19 protein-coding genes and 1 pseudogene are annotated in these 25,330 nt (G+C 61.6%); 13 read left to right on the top strand and 7 right to left on the bottom strand.

From position 1 onward, the window contains the following. Positions 1-5 precede the first annotated feature (5 nt). The 4 genes and pseudogenes from AC1DZE_RS16970 to AC1DZE_RS16955 form a co-directional block, all read left to right on the top strand. Positions 6-992, top strand: coding sequence for an ABC transporter ATP-binding protein (locus tag AC1DZE_RS16970; protein WP_477673225.1), 987 nt, complete (start codon positions 6-8; stop codon positions 990-992). Beyond that, positions 989-1,849: an ATP-binding cassette domain-containing protein gene (locus tag AC1DZE_RS16965; protein ID WP_477671706.1), complete on the top strand. Its 861-nt coding sequence runs from the start codon at positions 989-991 to the stop codon at positions 1,847-1,849. Before AC1DZE_RS16970 ends, AC1DZE_RS16965 begins: the two co-directional genes overlap by 4 nt. Positions 1,850-1,904: 55 nt before the next feature. Further along, the gene (locus AC1DZE_RS16960; protein ID WP_477673227.1) at positions 1,905-3,308 is read left to right on the top strand and encodes a M20 family metallopeptidase; all 1,404 of its coding nucleotides are present in this window, start codon (positions 1,905-1,907) and stop codon (positions 3,306-3,308) included. After that, positions 3,299-4,354, top strand: a pseudogene (locus AC1DZE_RS16955) (M20/M25/M40 family metallo-hydrolase); the annotation flags it as partial. The gene AC1DZE_RS16960 and the pseudogene AC1DZE_RS16955, both read left to right, overlap by 10 nt. Positions 4,355-4,525: 171 nt before the next feature. On the opposite strand, the gene AC1DZE_RS16950 reads toward AC1DZE_RS16955, so the two are convergent. The 7 genes from AC1DZE_RS16950 to AC1DZE_RS16920 all read right to left on the bottom strand — a co-directional run bounded on the left by AC1DZE_RS16950 (position 4,526) and on the right by AC1DZE_RS16920 (position 15,008). Further along, positions 4,526-4,603 (bottom strand): hypothetical protein, encoded by a 78-nt coding sequence (locus AC1DZE_RS16950; protein WP_477671731.1) that lies wholly within the window; start codon positions 4,601-4,603, stop codon positions 4,526-4,528. A gap of 213 nt (positions 4,604-4,816) precedes the next feature. After that, entirely contained in the window at positions 4,817-5,146 is a 330-nt protein-coding gene (locus AC1DZE_RS16945; protein WP_477671730.1) for a glutathione S-transferase family protein, read from the bottom strand. A 139-nt stretch (positions 5,147-5,285) separates the two neighbouring features. Further along, positions 5,286-5,642 (bottom strand): hypothetical protein, encoded by a 357-nt coding sequence (locus tag AC1DZE_RS16940; protein WP_477700338.1) that lies wholly within the window; start codon positions 5,640-5,642, stop codon positions 5,286-5,288. Between the two features lie 285 nt (positions 5,643-5,927). Next, a complete protein-coding gene (locus AC1DZE_RS16935) occupies positions 5,928-6,464 on the bottom strand; it encodes a hypothetical protein (protein WP_477671728.1) in 537 nt (178 codons plus the stop codon). Beyond that, a complete protein-coding gene (locus tag AC1DZE_RS16930; protein WP_477700337.1) occupies positions 6,461-9,091 on the bottom strand; it encodes an Ig-like domain repeat protein in 2,631 nt (876 codons plus the stop codon). The genes AC1DZE_RS16935 and AC1DZE_RS16930 overlap by 4 nt, the downstream gene beginning before the upstream one ends. Positions 9,092-9,126: 35 nt before the next feature. Then, positions 9,127-11,727: a LamG-like jellyroll fold domain-containing protein gene (locus tag AC1DZE_RS16925; RefSeq protein ID WP_477670757.1), complete on the bottom strand. Its 2,601-nt coding sequence runs from the start codon at positions 11,725-11,727 to the stop codon at positions 9,127-9,129. A gap of 614 nt (positions 11,728-12,341) precedes the next feature. Beyond that, complete coding sequence (locus AC1DZE_RS16920; protein ID WP_477700336.1) at positions 12,342-15,008, bottom strand: LamG-like jellyroll fold domain-containing protein; 2,667 nt, start codon at positions 15,006-15,008, stop codon at positions 12,342-12,344. A gap of 955 nt (positions 15,009-15,963) precedes the next feature. On the opposite strand from AC1DZE_RS16920, the gene AC1DZE_RS16915 reads away from it, so the two are divergent. The 9 genes from AC1DZE_RS16915 to AC1DZE_RS16875 all read left to right on the top strand — a co-directional run bounded on the left by AC1DZE_RS16915 (position 15,964) and on the right by AC1DZE_RS16875 (position 25,322). Further along, positions 15,964-16,683: a DsbC family protein gene (locus AC1DZE_RS16915; RefSeq protein ID WP_477700379.1), complete on the top strand. Its 720-nt coding sequence runs from the start codon at positions 15,964-15,966 to the stop codon at positions 16,681-16,683. A gap of 177 nt (positions 16,684-16,860) precedes the next feature. Further along, positions 16,861-17,325, top strand: a complete 465-nt coding sequence (gene gspG, locus AC1DZE_RS16910) for a type II secretion system major pseudopilin GspG (RefSeq protein ID WP_477673841.1) — start codon at positions 16,861-16,863, stop codon at positions 17,323-17,325. Positions 17,326-17,356: 31 nt separating this feature from the next. Next, the gene (locus AC1DZE_RS16905; RefSeq protein ID WP_477673840.1) at positions 17,357-18,586 is read left to right on the top strand and encodes a type II secretion system F family protein; all 1,230 of its coding nucleotides are present in this window, start codon (positions 17,357-17,359) and stop codon (positions 18,584-18,586) included. Between the two features lie 20 nt (positions 18,587-18,606). Further along, on the top strand, positions 18,607-20,412 hold the full coding sequence (locus AC1DZE_RS16900) for a GspE/PulE family protein (protein ID WP_477700335.1): 1,806 nt from the start codon (positions 18,607-18,609) through the stop codon (positions 20,410-20,412). A 9-nt stretch (positions 20,413-20,421) separates the two neighbouring features. Then, complete coding sequence (locus tag AC1DZE_RS16895; RefSeq protein ID WP_477700334.1) at positions 20,422-21,300, top strand: hypothetical protein; 879 nt, start codon at positions 20,422-20,424, stop codon at positions 21,298-21,300. Then, positions 21,297-21,971 (top strand): hypothetical protein, encoded by a 675-nt coding sequence (locus AC1DZE_RS16890; protein ID WP_477700333.1) that lies wholly within the window; start codon positions 21,297-21,299, stop codon positions 21,969-21,971. The genes AC1DZE_RS16895 and AC1DZE_RS16890 overlap by 4 nt, the downstream gene beginning before the upstream one ends. Next, the gene (locus AC1DZE_RS16885; RefSeq protein WP_477674296.1) at positions 21,968-22,600 is read left to right on the top strand and encodes a hypothetical protein; all 633 of its coding nucleotides are present in this window, start codon (positions 21,968-21,970) and stop codon (positions 22,598-22,600) included. Before AC1DZE_RS16890 ends, AC1DZE_RS16885 begins: the two co-directional genes overlap by 4 nt. Then, positions 22,597-23,259 carry a hypothetical protein gene (locus AC1DZE_RS16880; RefSeq protein ID WP_477674297.1) on the top strand — a complete coding sequence of 221 codons (663 nt, stop codon included), beginning with the start codon at positions 22,597-22,599 and terminating at the stop codon, positions 23,257-23,259. The genes AC1DZE_RS16885 and AC1DZE_RS16880 overlap by 4 nt, the downstream gene beginning before the upstream one ends. Continuing rightward, positions 23,256-25,322: a secretin N-terminal domain-containing protein gene (locus tag AC1DZE_RS16875; protein WP_477700332.1), complete on the top strand. Its 2,067-nt coding sequence runs from the start codon at positions 23,256-23,258 to the stop codon at positions 25,320-25,322. Before AC1DZE_RS16880 ends, AC1DZE_RS16875 begins: the two co-directional genes overlap by 4 nt. The last annotated feature ends 8 nt before the right edge of the window (positions 25,323-25,330 follow it).

Below are 25,330 nucleotides of genomic sequence, written 5' to 3'. Positions count from 1 at the left end.
CCTCCATGGAAATTTTGCTGGACGTGAAAAACCTGCGCGTCGACCTGCCGACACCGGGCGGCATGCTGCACGCCGTGCGTGGCATCGACTTCCAGGTGCGGCGCGGTGAAATGCTGTGCCTGGTCGGCGAGTCCGGCTGCGGCAAGTCGATGACGTCGCTTGCACTGATGGGCCTGCTGCCGCGCAAGGCGGTGCGCACCGCCGACCACATCCGCTTCGGTGGTGTGGACCTGCAGGGCCTGCCCGAGCGGGAAATGTCCGCGCTGCGCGGCTCGCGCATGGCGATGATTTTCCAGGAGCCGATGACGGCGCTGAACCCGTCGTACACGCTGGGCGACCAGCTGTGCGAGGCGCTGCGCGCGCACCGCAAGGTCAGCATGGCCCAGGCGCGTGAGCGTGCGCTGTACCTGCTCGAACGCGCGGGCGTTCCGCAGGCCGCCGACCGTTTGCGGCAGTACCCGCACCAGCTCTCGGGCGGCCTGCGCCAGCGCGTGGTGATTGCCATGGCCCTGATGTGCGAGCCGGACCTGATCATTGCCGACGAGCCCACCACCGCGCTGGACGTCACCATCCAGGCGCAGATCCTTAGGCTGATCCGTGAGCTGCAAAAGGAGTTCGGCACCGCGGTGGTCTTCATCACCCACGACCTGGGCGTGGTGGCGCGCATCGCCGACCGCGTGGCCGTGATGTATGCGGGCGAGGTGGTGGAAACCGCGCCGGTGGCCGAGCTGTTCGCCCACCCCGCCCATCCCTACACCCGCGGGTTGCTCAACTGCATTCCGGTACGCGGCAAAACCCTGCCCGGCAGCCGCCTGCAGGCCATCCCGGGCGTGGTGCCCAGCCTCGTGGGCAAGGTGGAGGGCTGTGCCTTTGCCAACCGCTGCAGCCAGGTACAGGCAGGCTGCGCTGCCACCCCGCCCTATGTGGCGCTGGACGCGGAGCATGCCGTGCGCTGCGTCGCGGCTTCACCCTTGCTGGCGGAGGCCGCATGAACCCCACCACCCCTTTGGCAACGCCCCCGGGCGGCAGCGAAGACATTGCGCTGGAGCTGTGCGCGCTCAGCCGCGTCTTCAAACTCAAGCGCGGGCTGTTCACAGCGCCCGGTGAAATCAGGGCGGTAAATAACGTCTCGCTGCGCATCCGCAAGGGCGAAACCCTGGGCCTGGTCGGGGAGTCCGGCTGCGGCAAAAGCACCCTGGCCAAAATGCTGCTGGGCTTGCTGCCGCCCACCTCGGGCAATGTGCTGGTCAACGGCAAGGAAGTCGACAGCAGCCAGCGCCGCGCCCTGGCGCGCCACATCCAGCCCATCTTCCAGGACCCGTATTCGTCGCTGAACCCGCGCCGCACGGTGGCAGAGATCGTTCGTGTACCGCTGGCCCTGCACAAGGTGGGCACTGCGCAGGAACAGCAGCGCAAGGTGCGCGAGATGCTCGACCTGGTCGGCATGCCCGAGCGCACGCACAGCCAGTACCCCAACCAGCTTTCGGGCGGGCAGCGCCAGCGCGTGGCGATTGCGCGGGCGCTGGTGCTGCGACCCGACATCCTGATCTGCGACGAACCGACATCGGCGCTTGACGTGTCGGTGCAGGCGCAGATCCTCAACCTGCTGATGGACCTGAAGGCCGAGTTCGGGCTGACCTATTTCTTCATCAGCCACGACCTGGGCGTGGTCGAACACCTGGTGGACCGCGTGGCCGTGATGCACCGCGGCGCCATCGTCGAGCTGGGCACGCGCGAGCAGGTCTTTGCCCGGCCCGAGCACCCCTACACCCGCATGCTGCTGGCCTCTGCCCTCACGCCCGAGCCCGGGCTGGGTGTGCCGGACATTGCCGCCGAAGCCATCGGCTGACGTTTTACCTCTCCATTTCAACCGCGCAATTTCCCTTCAATTTCAAGGACCTCTCATGAGCCGTACCCAAGCCGTGGCCCAGACCCTCGCCTGTTTCGACGACGGGCGTTTCCAGCAAACGCTGGACCGCCGCGTTGCCTACAAAACCGAAAGCCAGGACGCCGCCAGCGGCCCCATCCTGCACGCCTACCTGCAGAACGAAATCACGCCCAAGCTCACGGAGCTGGGCTTTGCCTGCCGCATCGTCGACAACCCGGTGCCGGGCAAAAGCCCTTTCCTGCTGGCCGAGCGCATCGAGCCCGGCGCCGCTTTCACCGTGCTGACCTACGGCCACGGCGACGTGGTGCGCGGCTACGACGCCCAGTGGCGCGAAGGCCTGAGCCCCTGGAAGATCGTGGTGGACGGCAACCGCTGGTACGGCCGCGGCACCGCCGACAACAAGGGGCAGCACACCATCAACCTGACCGCGCTCGAGCAGGTGCTGGCCGTGCGCAGCGGGCGCCTGGGCTACAACGTGAAAATCATCCTGGAAATGGGTGAAGAAGACGGCTCGCCCGGCCTGAACGAAGTGTGTGCCCTGCACCGCGATGTGCTGGCGGCCGACCTGTTCCTCGCCTCCGACGGCCCGCGCGTGTCGGCTTCGCGCGCCACGCTGTTTCTCGGCTCGCGCGGCGTCTTCAACTTCGACCTGCACCTCAAGCTGCGCGACGGCGGCCACCATTCGGGCAACTGGGGCGGCCTTTTGCGCAACCCCGGCATCCGCCTGGCCCATGCGATTGCCAGCCTGGTGGACGCCCGCGGCCGCATCCTGGTGCCCGGCCTGCTGCCCACCGCCATTCCGGCCAGCGTGCGTACCGCGCTGCAGGACATCGAGGTCGGCGGCGGCCCGAACGACCCGGAGATCGATCCCGACTGGGGTGAGCCCGGCCTCTCGCCGGCAGAGCGCGTGATCGGCTGGAACAGCCTGGAGGTGCTGGCCTTCACCACCGGCAACCCGGCCATGCCGGTGCACGCCATTCCGGCCGAGGCGCGCGCGCACTGCCACATGCGTTATGTGGTGGGCAGCGACCCGGCGAATTTTCTGGCGCACATCCGCGAGCACCTGCTGGCCCACGGCTTTGACGATGTGGAAGTGCGCGGCACCGACATGACCATGGCCGCCACCCGCCTGGACCCCGACAACGCCTGGGTGCGCTGGGGCATGGCTTCCATCGAACGCAGCACCGGCCGCCGCCCAGCCCTGCTGCCCAACCTCGGCGGCTCGCTGCCGAACGACGTGTTTTCTGAAACGCTGGGCCTGCCCACGCTGTGGGTGCCGCATTCCTACCCCGCTTGCTCCCAGCACGCGCCGAACGAACACATCCTGGTGGACACCACCCGCGAGTCGCTGCAGATCATGGCCGGCATGTTCTGGGACCTGGCCGAAGAAGGCGCCGGCGTGATGCAGGAATGCGCATGAGTACCGCGATGAATGCCGTGACGAACGACGTACAAGTGCCAGGCTGCGCCGCCACCGAATGGCTGGCCGGCCAGCGCCCCGCCATGCAGGCGGCCCTGGCCACGCTGGTCGACATCGACTCCAGCAGCCACGACAAGCCGGGCACCGACCGCGTGGCCCAGGCCATGGCGGGCTGGCTGCAAACCGCGGGCATCAGCGCCGAACACCGCGGTGATGTCGCCGAGGGCGACGTGCTGCTGGCCCGCCTGCCTGGCGCGCAAGCCGCGGCAGCGCCGGTGGTGTTGATGGGCCACCGCGACACCGTGTTCCCCACCGGCACCGTGGCCCAGCGGCCCTGGCGCGTGGACGGCGAGCGCGGCTACGGCCCCGGCGTGTCCGACATGAAGTCCGGCCTGGTGCTGCAATGCTTTGTGATGATGGCGCTGCAAAAGCTGCCGCCGCTGCCCTTCCCGGTGCTGGGCCTTTTCACGGCCGACGAAGAAATCGGCTCGCAAAACGGCCGCATCGCCATCGAAACCCATGCGCGCGGTGCACGGGCAGTTTTCAACTCAGAACCCGGCCGCGTCAGTGGCAACCTGGTCACCGAGCGCAAGGGTGTAGCTGTTGGTCCCATCACTCGTGATGTTGCCGGCCGCATCATGCACCACGGTGGCGACGCCGGTGCTGTCCTGCGTCTGGTTCAGCCGGTTGCTGGTGCTGGCAATGGTGTTGGGGTAGCTCGTGCCGCCAACGACTTTGGCCGTGCGGTTGCCCGTGGCGTCATAGCTGTACTGGATCGCACTGCTGCCCAAGGTGGCGCTGATCAGTCGGTTCAGGTTGTCATAACCAAAGCTCTGGTCCAGTGCGGGCACCGGGACTCCGTTGCTGGTGTGGGTGTAGCCGGTGATGCGTCCCGCTGTGTCACGAAGAATGGTTCGGCGAATCCCAGTTGTTGTTGGATCACCCAGGTTGTACGCGCTGATCTGGCCGTTGGCGTCGTAAGCAATCGCCTGGGTCTTGCTGCTGGCCCAGCTCCAGCCGGTCAGTTTGCTTTCAGCGTTGGTGGTGATGCCCGCTATCAGCGGCAGGGTTGTTCCGCTGGTGCCCACGCCGTTGGCATTCGGCGGATTGACCGTGACAGCGTTGACCACGCCTTGGGCGTCGTAGCTGTAGTTGACTCGGCTCCGCTGGTTAGGTGGCTGTCAGCGTGGGTACGCGAAACGACGCGTCCTCCGCATTCACTCGTAAATCTTTGCCGCCCGAATCATAGCCTCCACAAACTTCCAAGACGGCTTGTCATCGACACGAGGCCCCATCGTCGCCAGCCATGCATGCATGGCCTCCAGGAATTGCTCTAGCGTAGGGGTTCTCCCAATCTTCAACTTGCCCTTGCAATAGTTCGTTGCGAAGTTGCTCAATAGCGTTGAGTACTACGTCTACTGAACCGTCGTCCTTACCTAAAAGGTCTAACAAAGTGTTTTGTTTCATGGTCTCACCGATATGAACTGGCCCCATCCCTGAGCCGCAGTTCAACCTCGGCGGCTATCTAGCCATTGCAAATATTGATGCCTTAATTCAATAAATCTTTCAAATTCCCAATTGTCTTCAATTGGTATCGACTTCAAATTTCGGAATAATTTTTTTTCACTTAAAAACTCGTTCCAAGACAATTCATGAGGCAATCTTTCGTTAAACAACAATAGATTTTTCATGTTGTCCACAACAAAGAACATCGCAGAAATGTCGGCCACGGAGCCAAGCATTCCAGGTCTGATGTCTAGGGTGTCATCAAACCATTTGATGAAATCGAGGCAGCTTTGATTTTCCATCTTGGTAAGTTTCGCGTCGGTGTGACCCATTTTTTTCGCAGTCGCTGACCCTCATTAAAACCCTGAAATGTGGATCGCCAGCCCTGCGAAAAAGGGCGTCATCGGTAGCTCAGCGCTCAATGAAAAAACGGATCTAACAAGCACGAAAATCCACAGCGGATTGACGTCGCTACAGATCGAGCCGCTTGTTGATATCTGCAACCAGCGCTCTATCCCAACGTTCCTCGATCGCATTGGGATAGATGATCAATCCGCAGGAATTGTCGGGAACACCATCAATGTGGAACTCAAGCTGAATCATTACCCTCCATTGAGAAAATGCTTCCAACGCCCTCTGAATAGCGACGATCAAGGCAGGCTTCAAAAACGACTTGCGATGCACGCACAGCTTGTGCGTTGTATCTCCGTAGTCATCGTCAACCAACCAGTAGTCCGCATCACCAAAGGCATTCTCTAGTCCCAACGTCGCCAATGACTTGTGAAGCACGTCATAAAGGCGTTTCCACTCCTCATCACGAAAACTCATTCGACACTCCTTGGTGGCATTCTCCGAAATCCTGTTAAGTTTCGCGTCGATGTGACCCACCTTTTTCGCCATCGCTTGACCCACATAAAAACCCTGAAATGTGGATCGCCAGCCCTGCGCAAAAGAGCGTCACCAGTGGCTCAGCGCTCGATGAAAAAACAGATCAAACAAGCACGAAATCCACACGCTGTAGGTGTAGCTGTTGGTCCCGTCACTCTTGAAGGACGTTATATCCCCCTATGGTCAGGTGTATGCGCTGGCATTGCTATTACACCCACGCGCGGGTTAGCCACGATCAATAAGCTCTTCTGTTTTCCAGCCAATATCTTCCTCTGGAATTGCCAGCAATGTCATACAGATAAATGCCAGTCGGCGAAATATTTCTGGGGAAGAACCAACAAGCCCCTGCCGGCCGGAGCATATGCGGATGCGCTCAGGAACTATCGCATACTCTCCCACCGCAGCGCTCATACCCGCTAATATCGCAGCGTGATATTCATCGTCAATCCATGGCACAACCTTATCCACCGTGCCGGCCAAGGAATCGCTAACGTGGGTTATCGGTGGACGAGAGAAGATCGGAATCTCTATTCTGGTCTTATCCGCCGATTTACCTAATGACTGAATTCCCAGCAGCCCATACAGGAATCGACCGCCTGCAGGTACAAAAATCTCAACGGCAATTGTCGTACGCAAAGGGCGAACGCTGCCTTCGCATTGCACTACCTTCTTACATGAAAGCTCATCCGTCTGAAATGATGTAGGTAGTTCACTCAGCCAAACGCGTGCCTTACGCTCTTTAGTCAGGTTAAATGACTTCATTGAATTCCCCAGAAATTTCTCCACGCGTTATTGAACTCACCAGGCAGACTCTTTATCACTTCTGGATGATAGAGAGAAAAAGGTGAAATGCTGTACTTTTCAATCGCAGCCGCATGAGCCGCGTCATAAGCCAATCCCGCTCTGCGCGCTGTACCTTCTGCGATCTCGTGGAGGTAAAAATTTGCATCTGCACCTATCGCTCTCGCACCCGTTTGAAGGCTTTCCTTCAACCTATCGACCATTGCAACGTTAGCTGCGGTTGGTTCAAATCTTGCCAAGTTCGCCTCAACAAGTGACATGCCCTTTTTCGATACTCTGACCCCTTCTGCTACACACGCTTCAGCCACTTTCGTCCCGGCTTTTGCAACGCCGCCACCGATCAGAGGCGTATCACTATTGGCAATCTCATACGCTATAAATGCGACCCCAAGCACCCCAAGTACATGGTTTAGCCCACGTGGATCAACAAACATCAGAGGATCCCCGCCCACATAGGCAAAGGTATTGATCCCACCCCCAAGCCCAATGGGATCGGACTGCATATAGCGCCCGATCCTCGGGTTGTACTCCCGATTCCAGTTCTGGAACAGCCCACTCTCGGCATCAAAGGTTTGCCCAGGCAGTCGCTGGTTATATGTGAAGGTCCCCAGGCTTTCGGGGTTCTGATCAGGCGCCGTCGCGCCAAAGGGTTCCGCCGTATCCCAGCGCCAAACGAAGGCTTCATCACTCTGACGTGTGATCACTCTCGGCGCACCCAGCTGATCAGTTGAGACGTTGTACAAGCTGATGGCGATGTTTGATCCCGCAGCCGTGCCCGTCTGCTTGACTACCCCGACCGGGCTGCCCAAGTAGACGGTTTCGTATTGGGGCACGCCATTGGCGTCGTATTCACCTAGCAGCTTGCCCTCTTCGTCATAGACGTAGTAAGCCGCACCGGTGGGCACCAGAGCCGTCGGGCCCGTCTTGCTCATCCTCAGCTCCAGCGCGCTGTAGCTGTAGCTCACCGTGCCACCGGCGTTCGTCATCGTCGCCAGTCTCCCGCGGTCGCTGTACGTATAGCTGTTGGTCCCATCGCTCGTGATATTGCCCGCCGCATCGTGTTGCACGGTGGCTGTTCCCGTGCTGTCCTGGGTCTGGTTCAGCCGGTTGCTCGTGGTGGCAATCGTGTTGGGGTAGCTGGTGCCGCCAATGACTTTGGCCGTACGGTTGCCGGTGGCGTCGTAGCTGTACTGCACCGCACTGCTGCCCAGAGTGGCGCTGATCAGCCGGTTCAGGTTGTCATAGCCAAAGCTCTGGTCCAGGCTGGGCACCGGAGTCCCGTTGCTGGTGTGGGTGTAGCCGGTGATGCGCCCGGCGCTGTCCCGGTTAACGGTGCGACGGATGCCAGTGCTGGTTGGATCACCCAGGTTGTACGCGCTGATCTGGCCGTTGGCATCATAGGCAATCGCCTGAGTCTTGCTGCTGGCCCAGCTCCAGCCAGTCAGTTTGCTTTCAGCATTGGTGGTGATTCCACTCAGCAGCGGCAGGGTGGTGCCAGTGTTGGTGCCCACGCCATTGGCGTTGGGCGGATTGACCGTGACGGCATTGACCACGCCCTGGGCATCGTAGCTGTAGTTGACCTTTGTTCCGCTGGGGTAGGTGATTGCCGTGAGTTTGTCCAACGCACTTCCGCTATCGCCCCAGCTGTAGCCGACGGTGAAGGTCTTGCCGCCTATGGTCTGGGTCTTGCCTGTCTTGCGGCCCAGGCTGTCGTAGCTGTAGACGGTCTGGCCGGAGGCGTCGGTGATTTTGGTGAGTTCGCCTACGGCTGCCGGGGTGGGAGTGGATCCGCCGTCGTACTCGAGCACGCTGGCCGTGCCGGTGGCATAGCTGATGGTTTTGAGGCGGTCCAAGTTGTCATAGGTGTACTGGGTGAGCTTGCCTCTGGCGTCGGTCTTGGTCAGGACGTTGCCGTTGAGGTCGTAGGTGTACTGGCTGGTGCCGGTGTCCGGGCTGGTCTGCGCTGTGACATCGCCCAGGCCGTTGGGGCTGTAAGTGGTGGCGAGGTTGCGGGGGTCGGTGACCTGGGTCAGGTTGTCATTGGCGTTGTAGGCGAAGCCGGTGGTGGTCGGCGTCGCACTTCCGGTGTTGGCGGGCTGCTGGGTCTGGATGGGGCGGCCCAGGCTGTCGTAGTAGGTGTAGCTGGCAAGACCATTGGGATCGACCACGGTGGTGGGCCTGCCCATGGCGTCGTAGCCGTATTGCCAGGTCAGGGTGCCGCTGTTGATGGCGACGGTGATGGAGCCAGATGTGGAAGGGTCGTTGTTGGTATCGCCTGCGTAGTCGGCGCTTAAGGCATGGCTGCCCAGGGCTAGGGCGTTGGTGGCAAGCGTTGCCACGCCGCCTGTCACGGCGCCGCTGCCCAGAGTGGTTCCACCATCCTTGAAGGTGACGTTGCCGGTGGGACTGGCGCCTGTGACGATGGCGGTCAAGGTGATGTTCTGGCCGACCGGCGCAGTCCCTGCGCTGCTTGAAAGCGCTGTGGTCGTGGGGGTGGCGGCCAGCGCCAGGACCGGAGCCAGGGCGATGAGCAGTGCCAGGCGGCTGAGCCAGGTGGTGACGGCTCTGGTGGAACTAGGGCTGCGCATGCGACCTCCTGCTGGGGTGATGGTTGTTGTGGTGTTCAATTGCTCGCTCCCGTGAGTTGCTGGACCCGGTTCAAGGCGTCATACACCCGGGTAATGTTTCTTTGCAGGTTGCCCTGTGGGTCTTTGACCTGCTCGCCGGTCTTGTTGCCCATAGCGTCCAGGGTGTAGCTGACGGTGTTGCCTTTGGCGTCCGTCACACCCGTCAGGCGCTGTGCGGCGTCGTAGCTGTAGCTCATGGTGCTGTTGTCGGGCAGCGTGACGCCTGTCAGCTGGCCGGCGTTGTCGTAGGTGTAGCTGGTGGTGCGGGCTGCTCCGCCCGGCGGGGTGACTGTCACGCTGCTGACCCAGCCTCGAGGCGTGTAGCTCATGTCTGTGACGATGCCTTTGGGGTCGACCATCTGTCGCACACGCCCTGCCCTGTCGTACAGCGTGAACTGGGTCACGTGGCCTGCTGCATTGGTGATCGACTGGAGATCGCCTGCTGTGTGGCCTACCGCATTTGGGTCAATGGTGATGGGTCCGCTATTGGGGAAGGCCTGTGCCGGTGGTGTGAAGTTGGTGGTGTACCGCGCAAATCCCTTGGTGATCCGCAAATCAGAGAGGTACCCATTCCAGCCACCAGCGCCGATCGAGTCGGCACCGATGGCAACATTGCGTGAAGAAGTATTCAGGCTGACGGAAAGAGCCGCAGAGCCAACACTCACGCCGTTGACGTAGAGGGTCACCAGGTTGCCATTGCGCACTGCGGCCAGATGGTTCCAGGTGTTCAGGGGTAGCGCATTGGGCGCATTGATAACTGCAACCAGTGAGCTACCAGCGAAGAACGCTGCCTGGGGGTAACCTCCAATAGTGAGCAATCCAAAGCTGGCGTTTCCATTCACACCCAGTTGGTACTGGCCCACGATGCTTTGAATTCCCGACGCATAGCCCGTGGTGTTGTTTGCTTGATAGACCCAGCTTTCAACGGTGAAGTTTCCCGCGTCAAACTGGAAGGATCCTGCGGCGGGTGTCGAGATATAGGAGCTTGCGCCGTCAAAGTAAATTGAACTACTGCCAAATTTGCTTTGGGCCGTGCTGATCTGCGCATTACCCGACACTGTCAAGGGTCTGGGTGACAGACTGCTGTCCACGATGGGCGAGCCGGCCGCACCAGTGCCGTTGAGCAGCAAGCTGACGCGGTTCCACTCGGGGTCTCCATTGGACACAGCTCCGCTGAAGCTGTTACTGCCATAGTAGGCGTAGGTCTGGCGGACGGCGCCGTTGACGCTCTGGGTCGCCACCAAGCCTTGTGCACTTCCACTGGGGACGTAGGTCCAGCTGGCGGTCCGTGCCACATTGGTAGCGGTATCTGTGACGGTCTGGCTCAGCTGGTTGCCCTGGGTGTCGTAGGTATACGTGGTCGTCCTTCCCGCCTCCGTTACCAGCACCGGCAGCCTGAAGGTCGGGTGCCATTGCGTGGTCGTTGTCTGCACTTCGGGCAATCCTGCTGCCCTGGTCGTACTCAAGGGAAGGCGCCGGTTGATGTCCCAGGTGTACATGGTGTTCACGCCCAGGAAGTCGGTCTCCTGGGTGATGAAGCCGTTGGCGTCCTGTACTCGGCTGGCGGCGGATGGAGCGCCTGTTCCGCTGGGCTTGTCGGCGCCGGTGACACCCAGTTGCCCCTTGTTGGTGCTGTAGTTGTAGGTGCGCTGGGTGCCCAAGGGGTCGGTCACTGTGGCTGAGCCAGGGGTGGCGTAACTCACCGTGTACAGGTCGGCACCGCCCGCATAGCCGCTGCTGATGGCGCGGCCCAGGCTGTCATAGGCGATGTTGGACAGCCGGATTCCCCGCTCATCGGTGATGCCGGTGACCAGTTGGGCGTAAGTAGCGTTCTCGTAGTGGTAGATGCGGGTGACGGTGCCTCCCGAAGTACCAGGGTAACTGACGCTGGTCAGGTGTGAGGTGGCGGTGGTGCCGTCGTAGCTGTAGCTGATGATCCGGCCATCGCTGCCGATGACGCTCGTCAGCTGGCTGCTGGGGTTGTACGCAAAGCTCAAGGTGCGGCCGAACTGGTTGCTCACACTGAGGAGCAATCCTGCGACCGGAGCGGTCGTGGATATGGTGCTGGGCGTGCTGTAGGTATAGCTTTGGATCCAACCGTTTCTCTGGGTCACGGTGAGCAGCTTGCCTGCCGTATCGAACTGCCACAGGCTATCGTCGTCCAGCCGTTTATACAGAAGGCCTGTGGCGTTGGGGATCAGGCTGTCGGCGCTGTTGCCGGCGTCCCAGCTGCTGGTAGTGACATTCCAACTGAAGGTGCGTACGCTGCCGTCGCCAAAGATGACGCGGGCGATGTTGCCTGCAGCGCCAGCCGTGCCTTCTTGCTTGATCGAGATGGCGTGGTTGTGCGACCAGGCGCGGGTCAGCCCGGGATTGACTGCCAGGCCTCTATCTGCCGCACCGGCCCAGCTGCTTCGGAAGTGCCGCACCAAGCTCAGGGCATCTGCGCCTTGCCCTGTGTAGTCGGTTTGCGCCAGGATTTTCTCGCCTGTCGCTGGAATGATCGGCTTGGCGGTTTGCTCTCCATCGCAAAGAGGGCATTTCTTGGGTTTGTCTGGGTCTGATCTTGGATCGGATGCTACTGATGCACTTGTCACTGGCGGGTCTGAGACCGCTGGTGGGGATGGCACATCGCAACCAGTTTGGGCGGCGTTTTCTACATTAGGGGGAACGCATGTGCAGCTGTTGCCCGAGGGCGCGGCACCTGAAGGACAGGAAATAGGCGTGGAGCGAGTGCCTGCCGAAAATGTCCCCCACAATCCACCATCCTTATAAAAGTCGCAGGAATTAGCAGCGGTACAGTTGGAGTAGGTCCATGACCCACCAAATATTGCCGCGCCGGCCGCAGCCTCAGCACCAGCAGCGGCCTCGAGGGACGGAAACCACCCCCTAGCATCATTGAAGATGTACTCAGTCCCCCCAGGAGTTGCGGAAAACGAGGCGTGTGCAGGTGTCCAGATCATTGCCAGCATGAGCGCTAGCACAGCAGTAGCGCCTAGACGATAAAGATGGGCAATGCCACCTCCAAAATCACCATGACTACGAAATTTCCGGCTTGCGGTCACCCGCAATAAGACTGCGAGCGGCGAGTGAGTAAAAGGACGTTCATCGATCACTTGCAAGAGCGCATGAAAAAACTGCCTGCATGCATTCTCTATTGCCCTCGCTCGCCCTATCATCGATTTGTAGTCATGGTTTTCTTCAATGCGATTCAATTGACTGCTCCCGTAACTTGTTGGACCCGGTTCAGGGCGTCATACACCCGGGTGATGTTTCTTTGCAGGCTGCCTTGCGGGTCCTTGACCTGTTCGCTGACCTTGTTGCCCATGGCGTCCAGGGTGTAGGTGATGGTGTTGCCTTTGGCATCGGTCACGCCGGTCAGCCTGTGCGCAGCGTCGTAGCTGTAGCTCATGCTGGTGCTGTCGGGCATGACGACCCCTGTCAGCTGGCCGGCGTTGTCGTAGGCGTAGGTGGTGGTGCGGGCTGCTCCGCCTGGCGGGGTGACAGCCACACTGCTCACCCAGCCGCGCGGGGTATAGGTCATGTCGGTGACGATTCCCTTGGGGTCAACCATCTGCCGGACCCGCCCTGCCCTGTCATATTGGGTGAACTGGGTGACATGCCCTGCTGCGTTCGTCACACTCTGCAGATCCCCTGTCCTGCGACCTACGGCGTTGGAATCAACAACCGGCCCTGTATCAGAAAATGCCCGTACCGGTGGCGTGAAGTTCGCGGCGTACCGCGCCACCCCCTTTGTGATCCGCAGATCGGAGAGATACCCGCTCCAGCCTATTTGGCGGGCACTGTCCGCGCCTACCGTGATGTTTCTGGCAGAAACGTCCAGACTGGTAGTCAAGGCCGCGGAACCGGCGCTCACGCCGTTGACGTAAAGGGTCACTAAATTGCCATTGCGCACCGCGGCCAGATGCACCCACGTGTTCAGGGGCAATTGATTTGCTGCATTGATGTCCGCCGCCACCGCGCTCCCCGACCAGAAAGCGGCCCGAGGGTACCCGTCCGCAGCGAGCAGTACGAAACTAACGTTTGAATTCACGGTGACTTCGTATTGCCCTACAACCTGCTGGTATGCCCAATAGGTGCCGGTATTGCGGTTTGTCTGGTACGCCCAGGTTTCAATCGTGAAATTCCCGGAGCCGAATTGGAAATCCGGTGCCGATGGAGTGCCCACGGACGCCCCGTTCGCACCAAAGTAAATTGAACTGCTGCCAAATTTGCTCTGGGCCGTGCTGATCTGAGCATTACCCAGCACCGTCAAGGGCTTGGGCGAAAGGCTGCTGTCCACGATGAGGGAACCGGCTGAGCCGAAACCATAGAGTAGCAAGCTGACGCGACTCAACTCCGGATCGATGTTGTTCTCATTGGGTGCCGTACCGCTGAAGCTGGTGGTGCCGTAGTAGGCGTAGCTACTTGAGCGATTCAGGGCATCGGTGCTGGTGAGTGTTCGGCCTTGGACGTCATAGGTGAAGCTGGTGACACGCGCAGTGGCGCTGGCGTCCAGTGTTGCAGCAAAGCCCAGGCTGCCGTCGGCATCCGTCGTGGCCTGCTCGATCTGCTTGCACAGCACTGCAATGGGCTTGCCGTCGGGCAGCAGTGCCGCAGCGGGCGCGCAGGCGGCCACTGCATTGGAGGCGCTGGGGTCGGGCTGTCCGTTGTACACATAGGTCGTGCGTTTGCCAGGCTCGGCAATGACCGCGGGCAAGGCCCAGTCCGGGTGCCACTGGGTGCTGGTCTTGCGGCTGCCGGTGGGAAGTGTGGCATTCGTTGGCAGTACGCCGCCACAACTGGCGGTACTGGCCAGGCCTTCGACCTGGGTCGTCTGCAGGTTCCTGGCCAGGTCGCTGGTATAGCAGCTTCGGTTGCCGCTGAAGTCGTCGCGACTGGCAATGTTGCCATTGGCGTCGTAACTCAGGGTGCTGGTGCTGGCAGCGCAGCCACTGCCGGCGGGCTGGCTCTGGCTGGTGAGGTAGCTCTTGCCGTTGATTGTTGTGGCGCCCATAGCCTGGCTGGCATTCTGGGGATCGGTGACGGCGGTGCCTTGCGCCTGGGACCAGTCGTGGTAACGGTACAGCACTTGTGCGGTGCTGTCGTAGACCTCCGTGACGGCAATCTGGGGTGGGGTGCTGTAGCTGGTGCTGTAGCGGCCTGCCCCTCCGGCATGCTCGGTGGAGATGGCGCGCCCCCCGCTGTCGTAGCCGAAGGTGGCGTAACGCACGCCGAGCTCGTCGGTAATGCCGGTCAGGCCTTGGATGAAGCTGGTGCTCTCGTAATGAAAGTTGCGGCTCTTGCCGTCGGGCCAGGTGAGGCTGGCGAGGTTGCCGGCGCTGTCGTAGGCCAGGTTGGTGGTGCCCTGGCTGTCGGTGATGCTGCTGAGTCGTCCACCAGTGGCGGGATCTGCGCCGGCGGGAAGCTGGTAGGTCAGGCCGATGCTGCGGCCGTCGCTGCCTTGGGCCTGCACGAGGTAGCCGGCGGCGGGGGCGGCGGGGATCGCGCTGGTGCTGTAGGTCAAAGTCAGGCTGGCGCCGCTGACCCAGTGGATGGCGGTGAGCTTGCCGCTGCTGTCGTAGCTTTCCTGGGTCTGTGCGGCGGCATCGATGTAGCGGTAGCCGCCATTCACGCTGAGCAGGCGGTCGCTGGTGTCGGCTTCGGCGGTGAACACGCCTGCGCCGTTTCCGCTGAAGCTGATAGTGCGGCCGTCGCCTCTGGCCACCAAAGCGCCTTGGCCTGTGGCCTGCACCAGCACTTTGCGGTGCAGGTTGCTGGACCACAAAGGACCGACGACCTCTGGCTTGGCAACCATGGGCCTGGCGCCGCCTGCGGCCATGGGTGCGGCTGCGGTGCTGTCGTATACCAGGCTCACGCGCAGTCCACCTGCGCTTATCCCCGTATCCACCACTTCTCGTTTGGTGCCTGTCAGGGGATAGATCGGGTTGCCTACGCCGCAGCTCTTGGGTGGGTTTGCTGTCCTGTTTTTATCAACTACTGCTACGCACGCGTTCGCTGCGGCCACCCATTTGCTGCCATCGGGACAATCTGCGGTGGCAGAATAATCTGAATGGTCACCGATATGCGTGTCATTGCTGCAATGAAAACCCAACCTACAGGTCGATCCCTGCAGCGAAATGCCATCGAGCACGATAGTGACACCGCCGTATTGCCCATAGCAACCTAGTGACGGTTTATCAGCTCCCAAATAAATGGTGCGAGCACTTGTTCCTTCCGGGGGAGGCTCTTGGCAAAAAACGGCGTGCGCGCAGGTTGTAAAGAAAAACAGTAAGGAAAAAAGCGCAGTCTCAATCCACCTTCTAGATGTTTTAGGACTTTCGGAAGCTGGTGCCAAGACGGCAAACAGATAAATGCCGAGCCTCGGAACCCGCGACAACGTCCAATGAGGCCTTGTCGTACCTGCCGCCAACAACAGCGGATGCGCTATACGGGCGTCGCGCAAACGCGCAAACGCAAACCAGCTGTATGGCAATCCCATCCCTCACTCCCATTTTTTTTCGGCTCGAGGCCGCTTACATTCAGAGCGAATGTAATGCCAACCCCACTTGATCCGCATACTCAATAAACGAAATAAATGAGTCGTTCACTTAAAGACAACAGATAAAAAAATGCGCACTAGCAAATGGTGTTCATCTCTTTAAATGCTCGCCTGAAAAATGACAACTTAAGTGATCACAGCTAAGTCAAAGACAAGACACGTGCTCGGAAAACGACACAACCCCTATTTGCAGGAGGAGAAACGCCATCCAGATAAGGTCTTGCACGCTAAACTCATTGCAACAAAACGCAAGCAACGAATCAGGTTCCACATGCATATTTTGAAAAGAGTTGCTCTACTCGGTTTTGGGGCGCTCTTCCTTGCTTCGGCATTTGCGCAGGAAGCGGTCATTCGCAAAAACCTTGCTGAAAAAATGCCGGCCTCAACAAAAATCGATGAGGTCAGCAGGACACCCATCCGTGGTCTCTATGAAGTGCGGGTCGGTTTTGATATTTTCTATACCGACGAGCAAGGCCGCTACCTCCTGCGCGGCAGCCTGCTGGACACGCAGACCCGCAGGAACCTGACGGAGGAGCGGGTCGAGAAACTGAGCGTCGTTGATTTTGACAAGCTGCCTTTGGAAGATGCCTTCAAGATCGTTCGCGGGGACGGCGCGCGCAAGCTGGCCATATTCGAAGATCCCAACTGTGGCTACTGCAAACGCTTTGAACTAGAGATGGCCAACGTTAGCAATGTCACGGTCTACGTTTTTCTCTACCCTGTGCTGGGCCAGGATTCGACCATCAAGTCCCGCAACATCTGGTGCGCCGCCGACAAAGCCAAGACATGGTCAGACTGGATGACGCGCAGCACGACCCCGCCTCAAGCCGACTGCGATGTGAATTCGCTCAAGCGCAACCGGGAATTCGGCCAGAAGTACAACATTACCGGAACGCCGACAGTCATCTTTGCCGACGGATCGCGTGCGCCGGGCGCCATCAGCGCACAGGAGGTCGAAAAAAGATTGGTCAGCCTGAGAACAACGCCATGACCTGTGCAGCAGGGTTATTTTTGGAACGGATGATGGGTTGTTTCACCAACACACGCGTTGTTCGATTTCAGGCGCCTCCGGCAGAATCTTTTCGCACGCAAAACAGCTAGGCCGGCAGGTTCAGAACGATCAATTTAGAACCGCATCCATAAGCGTTTCTCTGGGAGGGGAATTTCATTGAGTCACGTTACGTTTGAGCTGGAGATTGCCCCCAGGGCCAGGCGCTGCAGGTCTGCGCGCGGCTTCACGCTGCTGGAACTGCTGGTCGTGGTGGTCATCATCGGGCTGCTGGCCGGACTGGTCGCGCCGAGCTACTTTGACTCGGTCAGCAAATCCAAATCCAAGATCGCCAAGGCGCAGATTGAATCGCTCGACAAGGCACTGGACCAGTACCGCCTGGATGTAGGCAGCTACCCCACCGCGGAACAGGGCCTCAATGCCCTGAACACACCGCCGCCGGGGATCACAAAATGGCAGGGGCCCTACCTGAAAAAGGCCCTACCCACCGACCCCTGGGGCAATGACTACAGCTATGTGCTGAAGCCGGGCGCGGGCAGCATCGACATCATCTCCTACGGTGCCGACGGCAAGCCCGGCGGCACCGGTGAGGCGCAGGACGTCTCGCTGCATTCGGTCAATTGACGTCAGCGCTGGCGCCAGAACAGTTTCACGCATGCTCGCGGCTCACGCCTTGTTTGACGTCGTCACCCGCGACGGTGCGGGACGCATCGCGTCGCGCCAGGTGCGCGCGACCACGGCTGCTGAAGCGCTCGCACAGACAGCGCGCGGTGGCTTCACGGTTCTAAGCTGCGAGGCAGCCAAGGAATCCAGCGCCGGCCTTGGCGGATTGATGCGAGGGAAATCCGCGGCGCCCTCCCGCTCGGGTCTCGACACCGCGTCCTTCTCACAGGATTTTGCAGCACTGATCGACGCGGGCCTCAGCGTCACAGAAGCGTTGCAGACGCTGAGCATCAAGGAAACGGTCAACGCACGGCGCGACCTCATCGAGCAGGTGGCGCGCGCGGTGTCGGAAGGCCGCAATCTCTCGGCGGCCATGCGGCTGACGGGTGCCTTCCCCGAGCTGTTGATCGCCACGGTGGAAGCCAGCGAACGCACCGGCGACCTCGGCAAGGGAATGGCCCGCTATGCGGCCCACCAAAGGGAGATGCAAGGACTCAAGGACAAGCTCATAGGCGCTTCAGTCTATCCCCTGGTGCTGCTCGTGGTCGGTGGGCTGGTCGTGATGTTCCTCATGGGCGTGGTGATCCCGCGCTTTGCCGGCTTGCTGGACAGCACGCGCACGCAGCTGCCCATGCTCTCGGCTGGCCTGATGGCCTGGGGCCGGCTCGTGGCCGCCAAGCCTTGGGTACTGATGCTGTTCTTCGGCGGAGTCCTGGCGCTGGGGACCTGGGTGGTCGCGCATTTTCGCGCACATGGCGTGCGCTCGCGCTGGCTGCAACGCCTTCCCTACATAGCCGGCGTGATCCGCGAGTTCCAGCACCTGCAGCTCTACCGCACCATGTCCATTCTGGTCTCGCGCGGCATTGTGATCCACCGCGCGATGGAGCACGGCGCCAGGCTGCTGGGCGATGCGGACCGCGAGCGCCTGGAGCGCGCCGTCGTGCTGATGCGCGAAGGCCTGAGCATGAGCGCGGCCCTGTCCGGCGCGGGGCTGTCCGACCCTGTGGCCACCAGCATGCTTAAGGTGGCGGAGCGCACCGGCTCCATGTCGGAGATGCTGGAGCGCATCGCACAGTTCTACGAACGCCGGCTGCAGCGCTCCATCGACGTGGCCACGCGTGTCATCGAACCCGCGCTGATGATCGTGATCGGCACCGTTATCGGCGCCATCGTGGTCCTCATGTATTTGCCCATCTTCGACCTGGCCTCCAGCCTGAACTGATCTTTGCATTGCTTTCGCCCATGAGCACCCTCCTCCCCGTTTCCCCGCCAGCCGACGCGGACACCGCCCCGGCTTCACCGGCCGGCGGCCAGGCCGGGCGCGCGCTGATGCAACAAGCCGTGCAGGCGGCGCCGGTAGGGTCGCGTCTTCAGTGGATGGTGCGACAAAGCGGACTAGAGGGCACGCGCGTACTTGTGGACGTCGCGGCGGCGCTGGGCCTGCGCGCCATGGCCACGCAAGACCTGCAGGGCATCACACCGGACTTCGAACTGATCTCGTTTGCCGACTGCCAGTCACGCGGCTGCCTGGGCGGCTGGTCCGTCGACGCTGCCGGCAACAAGGTGCGCACGGTCGTGGTCAGCGACCCGCTGGACCTCAAGGGCCAGGAGTGGATAGACCTGCAACTGGGCGATGCAAACGCGGGTGAGGTAATTCGCGGCCTGGCACTGATCGAAGACATACAAGCCTGGCTTGCGCATGCCGAGCGCAACCTGATGGCCATGGGCAGCGACCAAGAGGAAGATGCCGGTGGCCTTGCACAGGCGGAATCCGTCGATGCCTCCGTCGTGGCCCTGTCCATCGCAAGCATAGAGACCACGGCGAACCCGCTGGTCCGACTGGTCGATTCGATCTTGTACGACGCGCTCAAGATGGGCGCGTCCGACATCCACTTCGAAACCCAGCCGACCGGCCTGCATGTCAAGTACCGGATCGATGGTGTGCTGGAAAATGTCAAGCGCATCGACAGCGCCGAAATGGGGCACCAGGCGATTTCACGCATCAAAGTGCTGTCCGAGCTCGACATCTCCGAGCGGCGAACGCCGCAGGACGGCCGCTTCAAAGTCCGCGTCGAGCGGCGCGAGATCGATTTCCGGGTCTCCATCATGCCCAACCTGTTTGGTGAAGACGCCGTCTTGCGGGTACTGGACCGCAAGCACCTGACCGGGCAGTTCCAGACGCTGAGCCTGGACACGCTGAGTTTCGCGCAAAGCGCCAAGGACTTTATCCGCCAGGCCTCCAGCCTGCCGTATGGCCTGCTGCTGGTGACCGGCCCCACAGGCAGCGGCAAGACAACCACGCTGTACGCGGCGATCTCCGAGATCAACACCGGCCTGGACAAGATCATCACGATTGAAGACCCGATCGAGTACCAGCTCAAGGGCGTGCTGCAGATTCCCGTCAACGAAAAAAAAGGCCTGACCTTTGCGCGCGGGTTGCGCTCCGTGCTGCGCCACGACCCGGACAAGATTATGGTGGGCGAGATACGCGATGCCGAGACGGCGCAGATCGCGGTACAGGCCGCTCTCACGGGCCACCAGGTGTTCACCACCGTGCACGCCAACAATGTATTTGACGTCATAGGCCGCTTCAAAAACATGAACGTCGACAGTTACAGCCTGGTGTCGGCCCTGACCGGCATCGTCGCCCAGCGCCTGCTGCGCGCCGTGTGCGTGCATTGCGCGATGCCCGCAGGCCTGACCCCCGAACAATTGACACAACAGGGCATCCCCGCGGAACGCCTGGATCTGGACCAGGCGAAATTCATGCATGCCGTGGGCTGCGCGCATTGCCGCGGCACCGGCTACAAGGGGCGCCTTGCGATTGCCGAGACGCTGGAGATGGACGATGACATACGAGATCTCCTCGTGCGGCAGGCGCCGATCTCACAGATCAAGCAGGTCGCACGCGGCAAAGGCTTCATGAGCCTGCGCGACTCGGCCGTGTCCCTGGCCATGGGAGGCCAGACCACTGTGGAAGAGATCAACCGCGTCACGCCCCGGGAGAACATGCAGAACACGCAGAACGTAGAGGCTGCTCATGCCTGATTGCCAGCCATGAAAGCCGTGATTCACCTGGACATTGGCGCCTCTCACCTAAGGGCGACGCTTAAGCCGGCCGCGCCCGGCTGGGGCCTGCGCCTGGTGCGCAATCTGGGCCGGACGTTGCCGGAAAAAAGCGAGCCCACTGAAGAAGCCGCAGCCACCCCAATCGTCGAAACGGCAAGCTGGGTTTCAGGTGCCACGCGCGCCGACAGCATCACAGCCCTGCTCGAAGCCGCCGCGCAAGCTCTGCATGCGTTGCGCGCGCGCCAGACGGAATCTCTCGATGGCTGCCGCCTCGTGGTGCGTACGGGGATGGGCACTTCCTATGTCGGCATCGCACCCATGGATTTTTCTTCGCCCTTGGCGCGCTCCGAACAACAGCTACGAGCCGTGGCAAGGGCGCTCTCGCAAGAGGCATTGGGCATGGAGGCGGCCGGGCATGAAGTGCGCTGGCGCATCGAGGCCAACCAGACGCATCTGTGCGTGATCACGCTCGAGTCAGCCCTGGTCGCCGGCCTGCACACACTGGCCCAGGCTCAGCGCATGACGCTTGCAAGCTGCCAGCCAGCCATCGTGGAACAGCTCGACAGCGAGCTCCAAAAATGCCGGCACCAGCGCGATGCGCGCACCTTGGTCTGGACAGAACGGGAGGCCTCGGGGCACCGCCATGCGGCTGTGACCTTCATCCGCTTGGTAAACGGCAGCGCCGTCAATGCCTGGCGCACGGTCACGCCGCTCCCAACGCCCACAGGCGACCCCTGGCTTCAGCCCGCGCTGGACCGTTTCCTGATCGCTTCGGGCGCGGGCGTTGATGAACAGGCGGTTCCCTGCGTCTGGCCGGCCCATGCGGTAGAAGCATCACCCACAGTTGCCATGGAGCTGGCAGCATGAGCCGGCATCTGATCGAGAGCCCGTTCGAGTTTGCGCCGGGCGCGCCGCGCTACCGCCCCTTGAGCTGGCTCATCCTGGCCGCGGGCATTTGCGCCGCATTCTCGGGCCTGTACATGACCTCAAGGGCTGGGGAGCAGCTTGAGGGCGTCCGCGCCCAGCAGGCCAGGATTTTCAAACAGCAAAGCGCGCTGAGTGAACAGATGCGGCAGGCCGAGAACAACCCCGCCCTGTTCGAAAAGATCAAGGCCAGGCGGCAGCTCGAAGCCTTGCTGCAAACACCGTGGTCGCTGATGTTTGAGGCCCTTGAAGCCGCCGCCGATACCGTCGAAGGCCGGGTCACCCTGCTCTCCATGGTGCCCAACACCGCCAACCCCGCAAGCCGCAAGATCGAGCTGACCCTGATGGCCTCGAACTATCCATCCATGTTGGCCTACACCGAGGCCATGAGCACGGTGAGTGGTTTCTCGGACGTGCGCATCGTGAGCCACCAGTTCGATGAGCGCAGCAGCCCAGCTGCCTTCCGCTTCCGGCTGACGGCGAGCTGGAATCGTCTCAATGAAGGTGTTTTCCTGGCAAAGGAACCGTCGAGCAACACGCTCAGTCCGCTCATACCGGCGGACATCTCGCCCTCCGTATTGAAGCCGGGCATCAGCAAGGCGCCCTCGCCATGATGCGCGGCCCCGCTTTCATAACCAGGACGCTTGACCGGCTCCGAGGCGGCGCGGGCCTGGAGTCATTGCGCGCCCTCGGCTGGCCCGTGCTGTGCGGCGTCGGGCTGATGCTGGTGGGCGCCCTGCTGCTGGGCCTTTCCCATCAGCTGCGACTGCAGAAAACCACGCTGCAGCTGGAGCTGAAGCAGACCCAGAAACCTGGCCCCAAGCTCGCCGTGAATCCTGTGCGGGGCGTGCCTGTCATCTTCCCGCCTTCGGCCGACTACACGGCCGATCTGGCACAGATTTTTGACATCGCAAAAAGCCTGGGCATCGTGTTGGCCAGTGGCGACTACCGCGATGCGGACCCGACGGCCCTGGGCCTGGACACCCGCCTGGTGGATCTGCGCATCACCGAAAACTACGGCAAGCTCAAGGAATTCCTGGCCAGCGTGCTCAATGCCATGCCACACGCGGCAGTGCAGGAATTGCGCATAGAGCGCAAGGACGGCACAGCCGTCAAGCATCAGATATTCCTCAAGCTCGCGTTCGTGTATTCACCGCGGGCGGGCGACATCCAGGGGCCACCCGCTGTCGGGAAGAGTCCAGCGAATGTCTCTGGGCCCATCACTGCAAAGGCCATGCCGTGAACCAGTCACCGCCAGATCGCACTGCCGCCGCATCTGCGGGCTGGAAGAAGGCCCTCATCCTGGTTGCGGCCGGCCTGGGCAGCTTTGTGCTGGCGGCCGGCATGCAAGGCAAGTGGCAGTCTGGCCAGGTCGACGCAGACCTTGACCTGGCAGCACCGCCGCGTCAGCGCACAGCCTCACCGCCCGTCTCTCCGCAGTCCAGCACGGCGCTGCCGCCCCCTGCCGACGTCGCATCCCCAAGCCTGGACGTCGCGATGAACAGCGCCGGTCAGCGCATGAACAAGATGGTGGTACGCGATCCCTTCGGCCCGCTGGCGCCTGAATTCGTACCGCCGCCGGAAGTCGTGGCCCCGCCCGCGCCACCACCCACCTTCGCCAAGACCCACAAACCGCCGCCACCGCCAGTCGCTGTCGAGCCACCACCACCCACAGCGCCGCCGCTACCCTTCATCGCGGTGGGTGCCATCCAGGGCAAGAGGATTGGCAATGGCCAGCAGCAGGCCTTCATCCAGCAGGGCGACAACCTCACCGTCATCCAAAAAGGCGACACCGTCGCCGGCAACTACCGGGTGGACGAGATCACCAGCGACCGCGTGGTGTTCACCTATCTGCCTCTGGGCCAAAAACAATCGCTTCTACTTCTGGACAACCCAAGATGAAAACAATTGAACGGATTGCCGGAATTTCCGGAAGCGGCGATCAAGCAGAGCGCGTGGTCAAAGGACGCAGCCATATGACGCCTATCGCGTCGGCCGTACTGACCTGCCTGCTGCTCACGGCCTGCGCCGGTGCGCGCTATCACAACGACGGCATGAGCCAGATTGAAGAAGGAAAAATCGATACCGGCATCGCTTCGCTGAAGAAGGCGACGGAGCTCGAAGGCCGCAACCAGTATTACAAGATCGACTACCTGGTGCAGCGCGACAAGCATGCCGACAGCTTCGTGAAACAGGCCGACCAGGTGCGGGCGAGTGGAGATATTGCCGGCGCGCGCGACCTCTACGGCCGGGCGCTGGCCTTAAACCCGAGCAATGTCCGGGCGGTGACGGCCTTGAAGGCGCTAGACCAGGACATGCGCAACGACCAGCTGCTGGCCGAGGGCGAGCGTTACCTCAAAGACGGCAAACTGGAAGCGGCGAGCGAGCGCGCCGCGCGGGTGCTGGCCGACCAGCCCGGTCACAAGCAGGCGGCGCAGCTCCGGAAAAACGTCCTCGACGCCAAGGCCGCAGCCGATGTCGAACGTGACCGTTTCAGGGAAGCGAAGTCGGTGATGAGCTCCCCGGTGACGCTGCAGTTCCGCGATGCCACGATGCGCACCGTGTTTGAAGCCCTGTCCCGGTCCACGGGCCTGAACATCCTGCTGGACCGCGAAGTGAAGGCCGACGGCCGGGTCACGATCTTTGTGAAGGACGTCGCAGTTGAAGACGCCATCGACCTGATTCTGATGCAGAACCAGCTCGAAAAGCGCATCGTCAACAGCAACACCATGATGGTGTATCCGGCGACGGCAAGCAAGCAGTCGGAGTACCAGGAACTGACCGTGCGTTCCTTCCGCGTCACCAACAGTGACCTCAAATACCTGGCCGGCATGCTCAAGACCATGCTCAAGCTGAAAGACGTTTCAGCCGACGAGCGCAGCGGCCTGCTGGTCATACGCGACACGCCTGAAACCCTGCGCATCGCCGAAAAATTGATTGCCCTGCACGACGAGCCCGACCCGGAGGTCATGCTCGAAGTGGAAGTGCTGGAGATCTCGGAGGGCCGCAACAGCAACCTGGGCGTCTCCCCACCCAGCGCCATCACCATCGGCACACCCAGCGGCGGCGCGACCACGCCGGGCGGGACCGTCAGCAGCCTCACCATCGGCCAGCTCAGGCAACTGGGCGTGGGCGGCCTCACGGTCTCCCCGATTTCGGGCACGCTCAACTTCAAGCTACAGGACACCGAAACCCGCATCCTGGCCAGCCCGCGCATCCGGGCGCGCAACCGCGAAAAAGCCAAGATTATGATCGGCGACCGCGTGCCCACCATCATCAACAACGTCACGCCGGTCAACGGCGGCTCCTCCGTTGTCACCGGCACCATCACCTACCAGGACGTCGGCCTCAAGCTCGAGTTCGAACCGCAGGTCTACGCCAGCAACGACGTGGGCATCAAGATCAACCTCGAGGTCAGCAACATCGCGCGTGAATTCACCGACCCGCAGGGCAGCCGCTCGTACCAGATCGGTACGCGCAACGCCAGCACCTTTCTGCGTCTGGCCGATGGGGAGACGCAGGTCCTGGGCGGCCTGATCACCGACGAGGAGCGCAACACCGCCGACAAGATTCCGGGCCTGGGGCACTTGCCCATGGTCGGACGCTTGTTCGGCAACTCGAGCACCACCAAGTCGCGCTCTGAAATCGTGCTCGCCATCACGCCACGCATCGTGCGCAACTACGCCAATCTCGGCCTGGACCGGGCCAGCGTGTTCTCGGGAACGGCGCTGACACTGCGCGACCGGCAGATTCTGGGTGACCCAGTGGGCGGTTTGAGTCTGCCCAACGGACTGGGAGGCCGTCTCGCGCCAGCCGGCGGCATCACGCCTGCACCACAGATGCCGGGAGCACTGGGGACGCCATCGCCTACGCCAGCCATTTCACAACCTCTTCCGCAGCCCATTCCCGCCATGCCGCTGAGTGGTGGTGGCCTGGCGCCACCCCCACCCATGATCAAGCGTTAACGAGAGGC

Source organism: Polaromonas sp. P1_F1 (assembly GCF_056405795.1).
The sequence above is the reverse complement of the archived record's forward strand: the minus strand, read 5'-3'. Positions and strand labels throughout refer to the sequence as shown.

Coding starts and splice junctions, on each gene's coding strand:
- AC1DZE_RS16895 (WP_477700334.1), top strand. CDS start 20,422: ATGAAAGCCGTGATTCACCTGGACATTGGCGCCTCTCACCTAAGGGCG.
- AC1DZE_RS16965 (WP_477671706.1), top strand. CDS start 989: ATGAACCCCACCACCCCTTTGGCAACGCCCCCGGGCGGCAGCGAAGAC.
- AC1DZE_RS16875 (WP_477700332.1), top strand. CDS start 23,256: ATGAAAACAATTGAACGGATTGCCGGAATTTCCGGAAGCGGCGATCAA.
- AC1DZE_RS16940 (WP_477700338.1), bottom strand. CDS start 5,642: ATGAGTTTTCGTGATGAGGAGTGGAAACGCCTTTATGACGTGCTTCAC.
- AC1DZE_RS16885 (WP_477674296.1), top strand. CDS start 21,968: ATGATGCGCGGCCCCGCTTTCATAACCAGGACGCTTGACCGGCTCCGA.
- AC1DZE_RS16890 (WP_477700333.1), top strand. CDS start 21,297: ATGAGCCGGCATCTGATCGAGAGCCCGTTCGAGTTTGCGCCGGGCGCG.
- AC1DZE_RS16900 (WP_477700335.1), top strand. CDS start 18,607: ATGAGCACCCTCCTCCCCGTTTCCCCGCCAGCCGACGCGGACACCGCC.
- AC1DZE_RS16970 (WP_477673225.1), top strand. CDS start 6: ATGGAAATTTTGCTGGACGTGAAAAACCTGCGCGTCGACCTGCCGACA.
- AC1DZE_RS16905 (WP_477673840.1), top strand. CDS start 17,357: ATGCTCGCGGCTCACGCCTTGTTTGACGTCGTCACCCGCGACGGTGCG.
- AC1DZE_RS16930 (WP_477700337.1), bottom strand. CDS start 9,091: ATGCGCAGCCCTAGTTCCACCAGAGCCGTCACCACCTGGCTCAGCCGC.
- AC1DZE_RS16915 (WP_477700379.1), top strand. CDS start 15,964: ATGCATATTTTGAAAAGAGTTGCTCTACTCGGTTTTGGGGCGCTCTTC.
- AC1DZE_RS16935 (WP_477671728.1), bottom strand. CDS start 6,464: ATGAAGTCATTTAACCTGACTAAAGAGCGTAAGGCACGCGTTTGGCTG.
- AC1DZE_RS16960 (WP_477673227.1), top strand. CDS start 1,905: ATGAGCCGTACCCAAGCCGTGGCCCAGACCCTCGCCTGTTTCGACGAC.
- AC1DZE_RS16950 (WP_477671731.1), bottom strand. CDS start 4,603: ATGGGGCCTCGTGTCGATGACAAGCCGTCTTGGAAGTTTGTGGAGGCT.
- AC1DZE_RS16945 (WP_477671730.1), bottom strand. CDS start 5,146: ATGGGTCACACCGACGCGAAACTTACCAAGATGGAAAATCAAAGCTGC.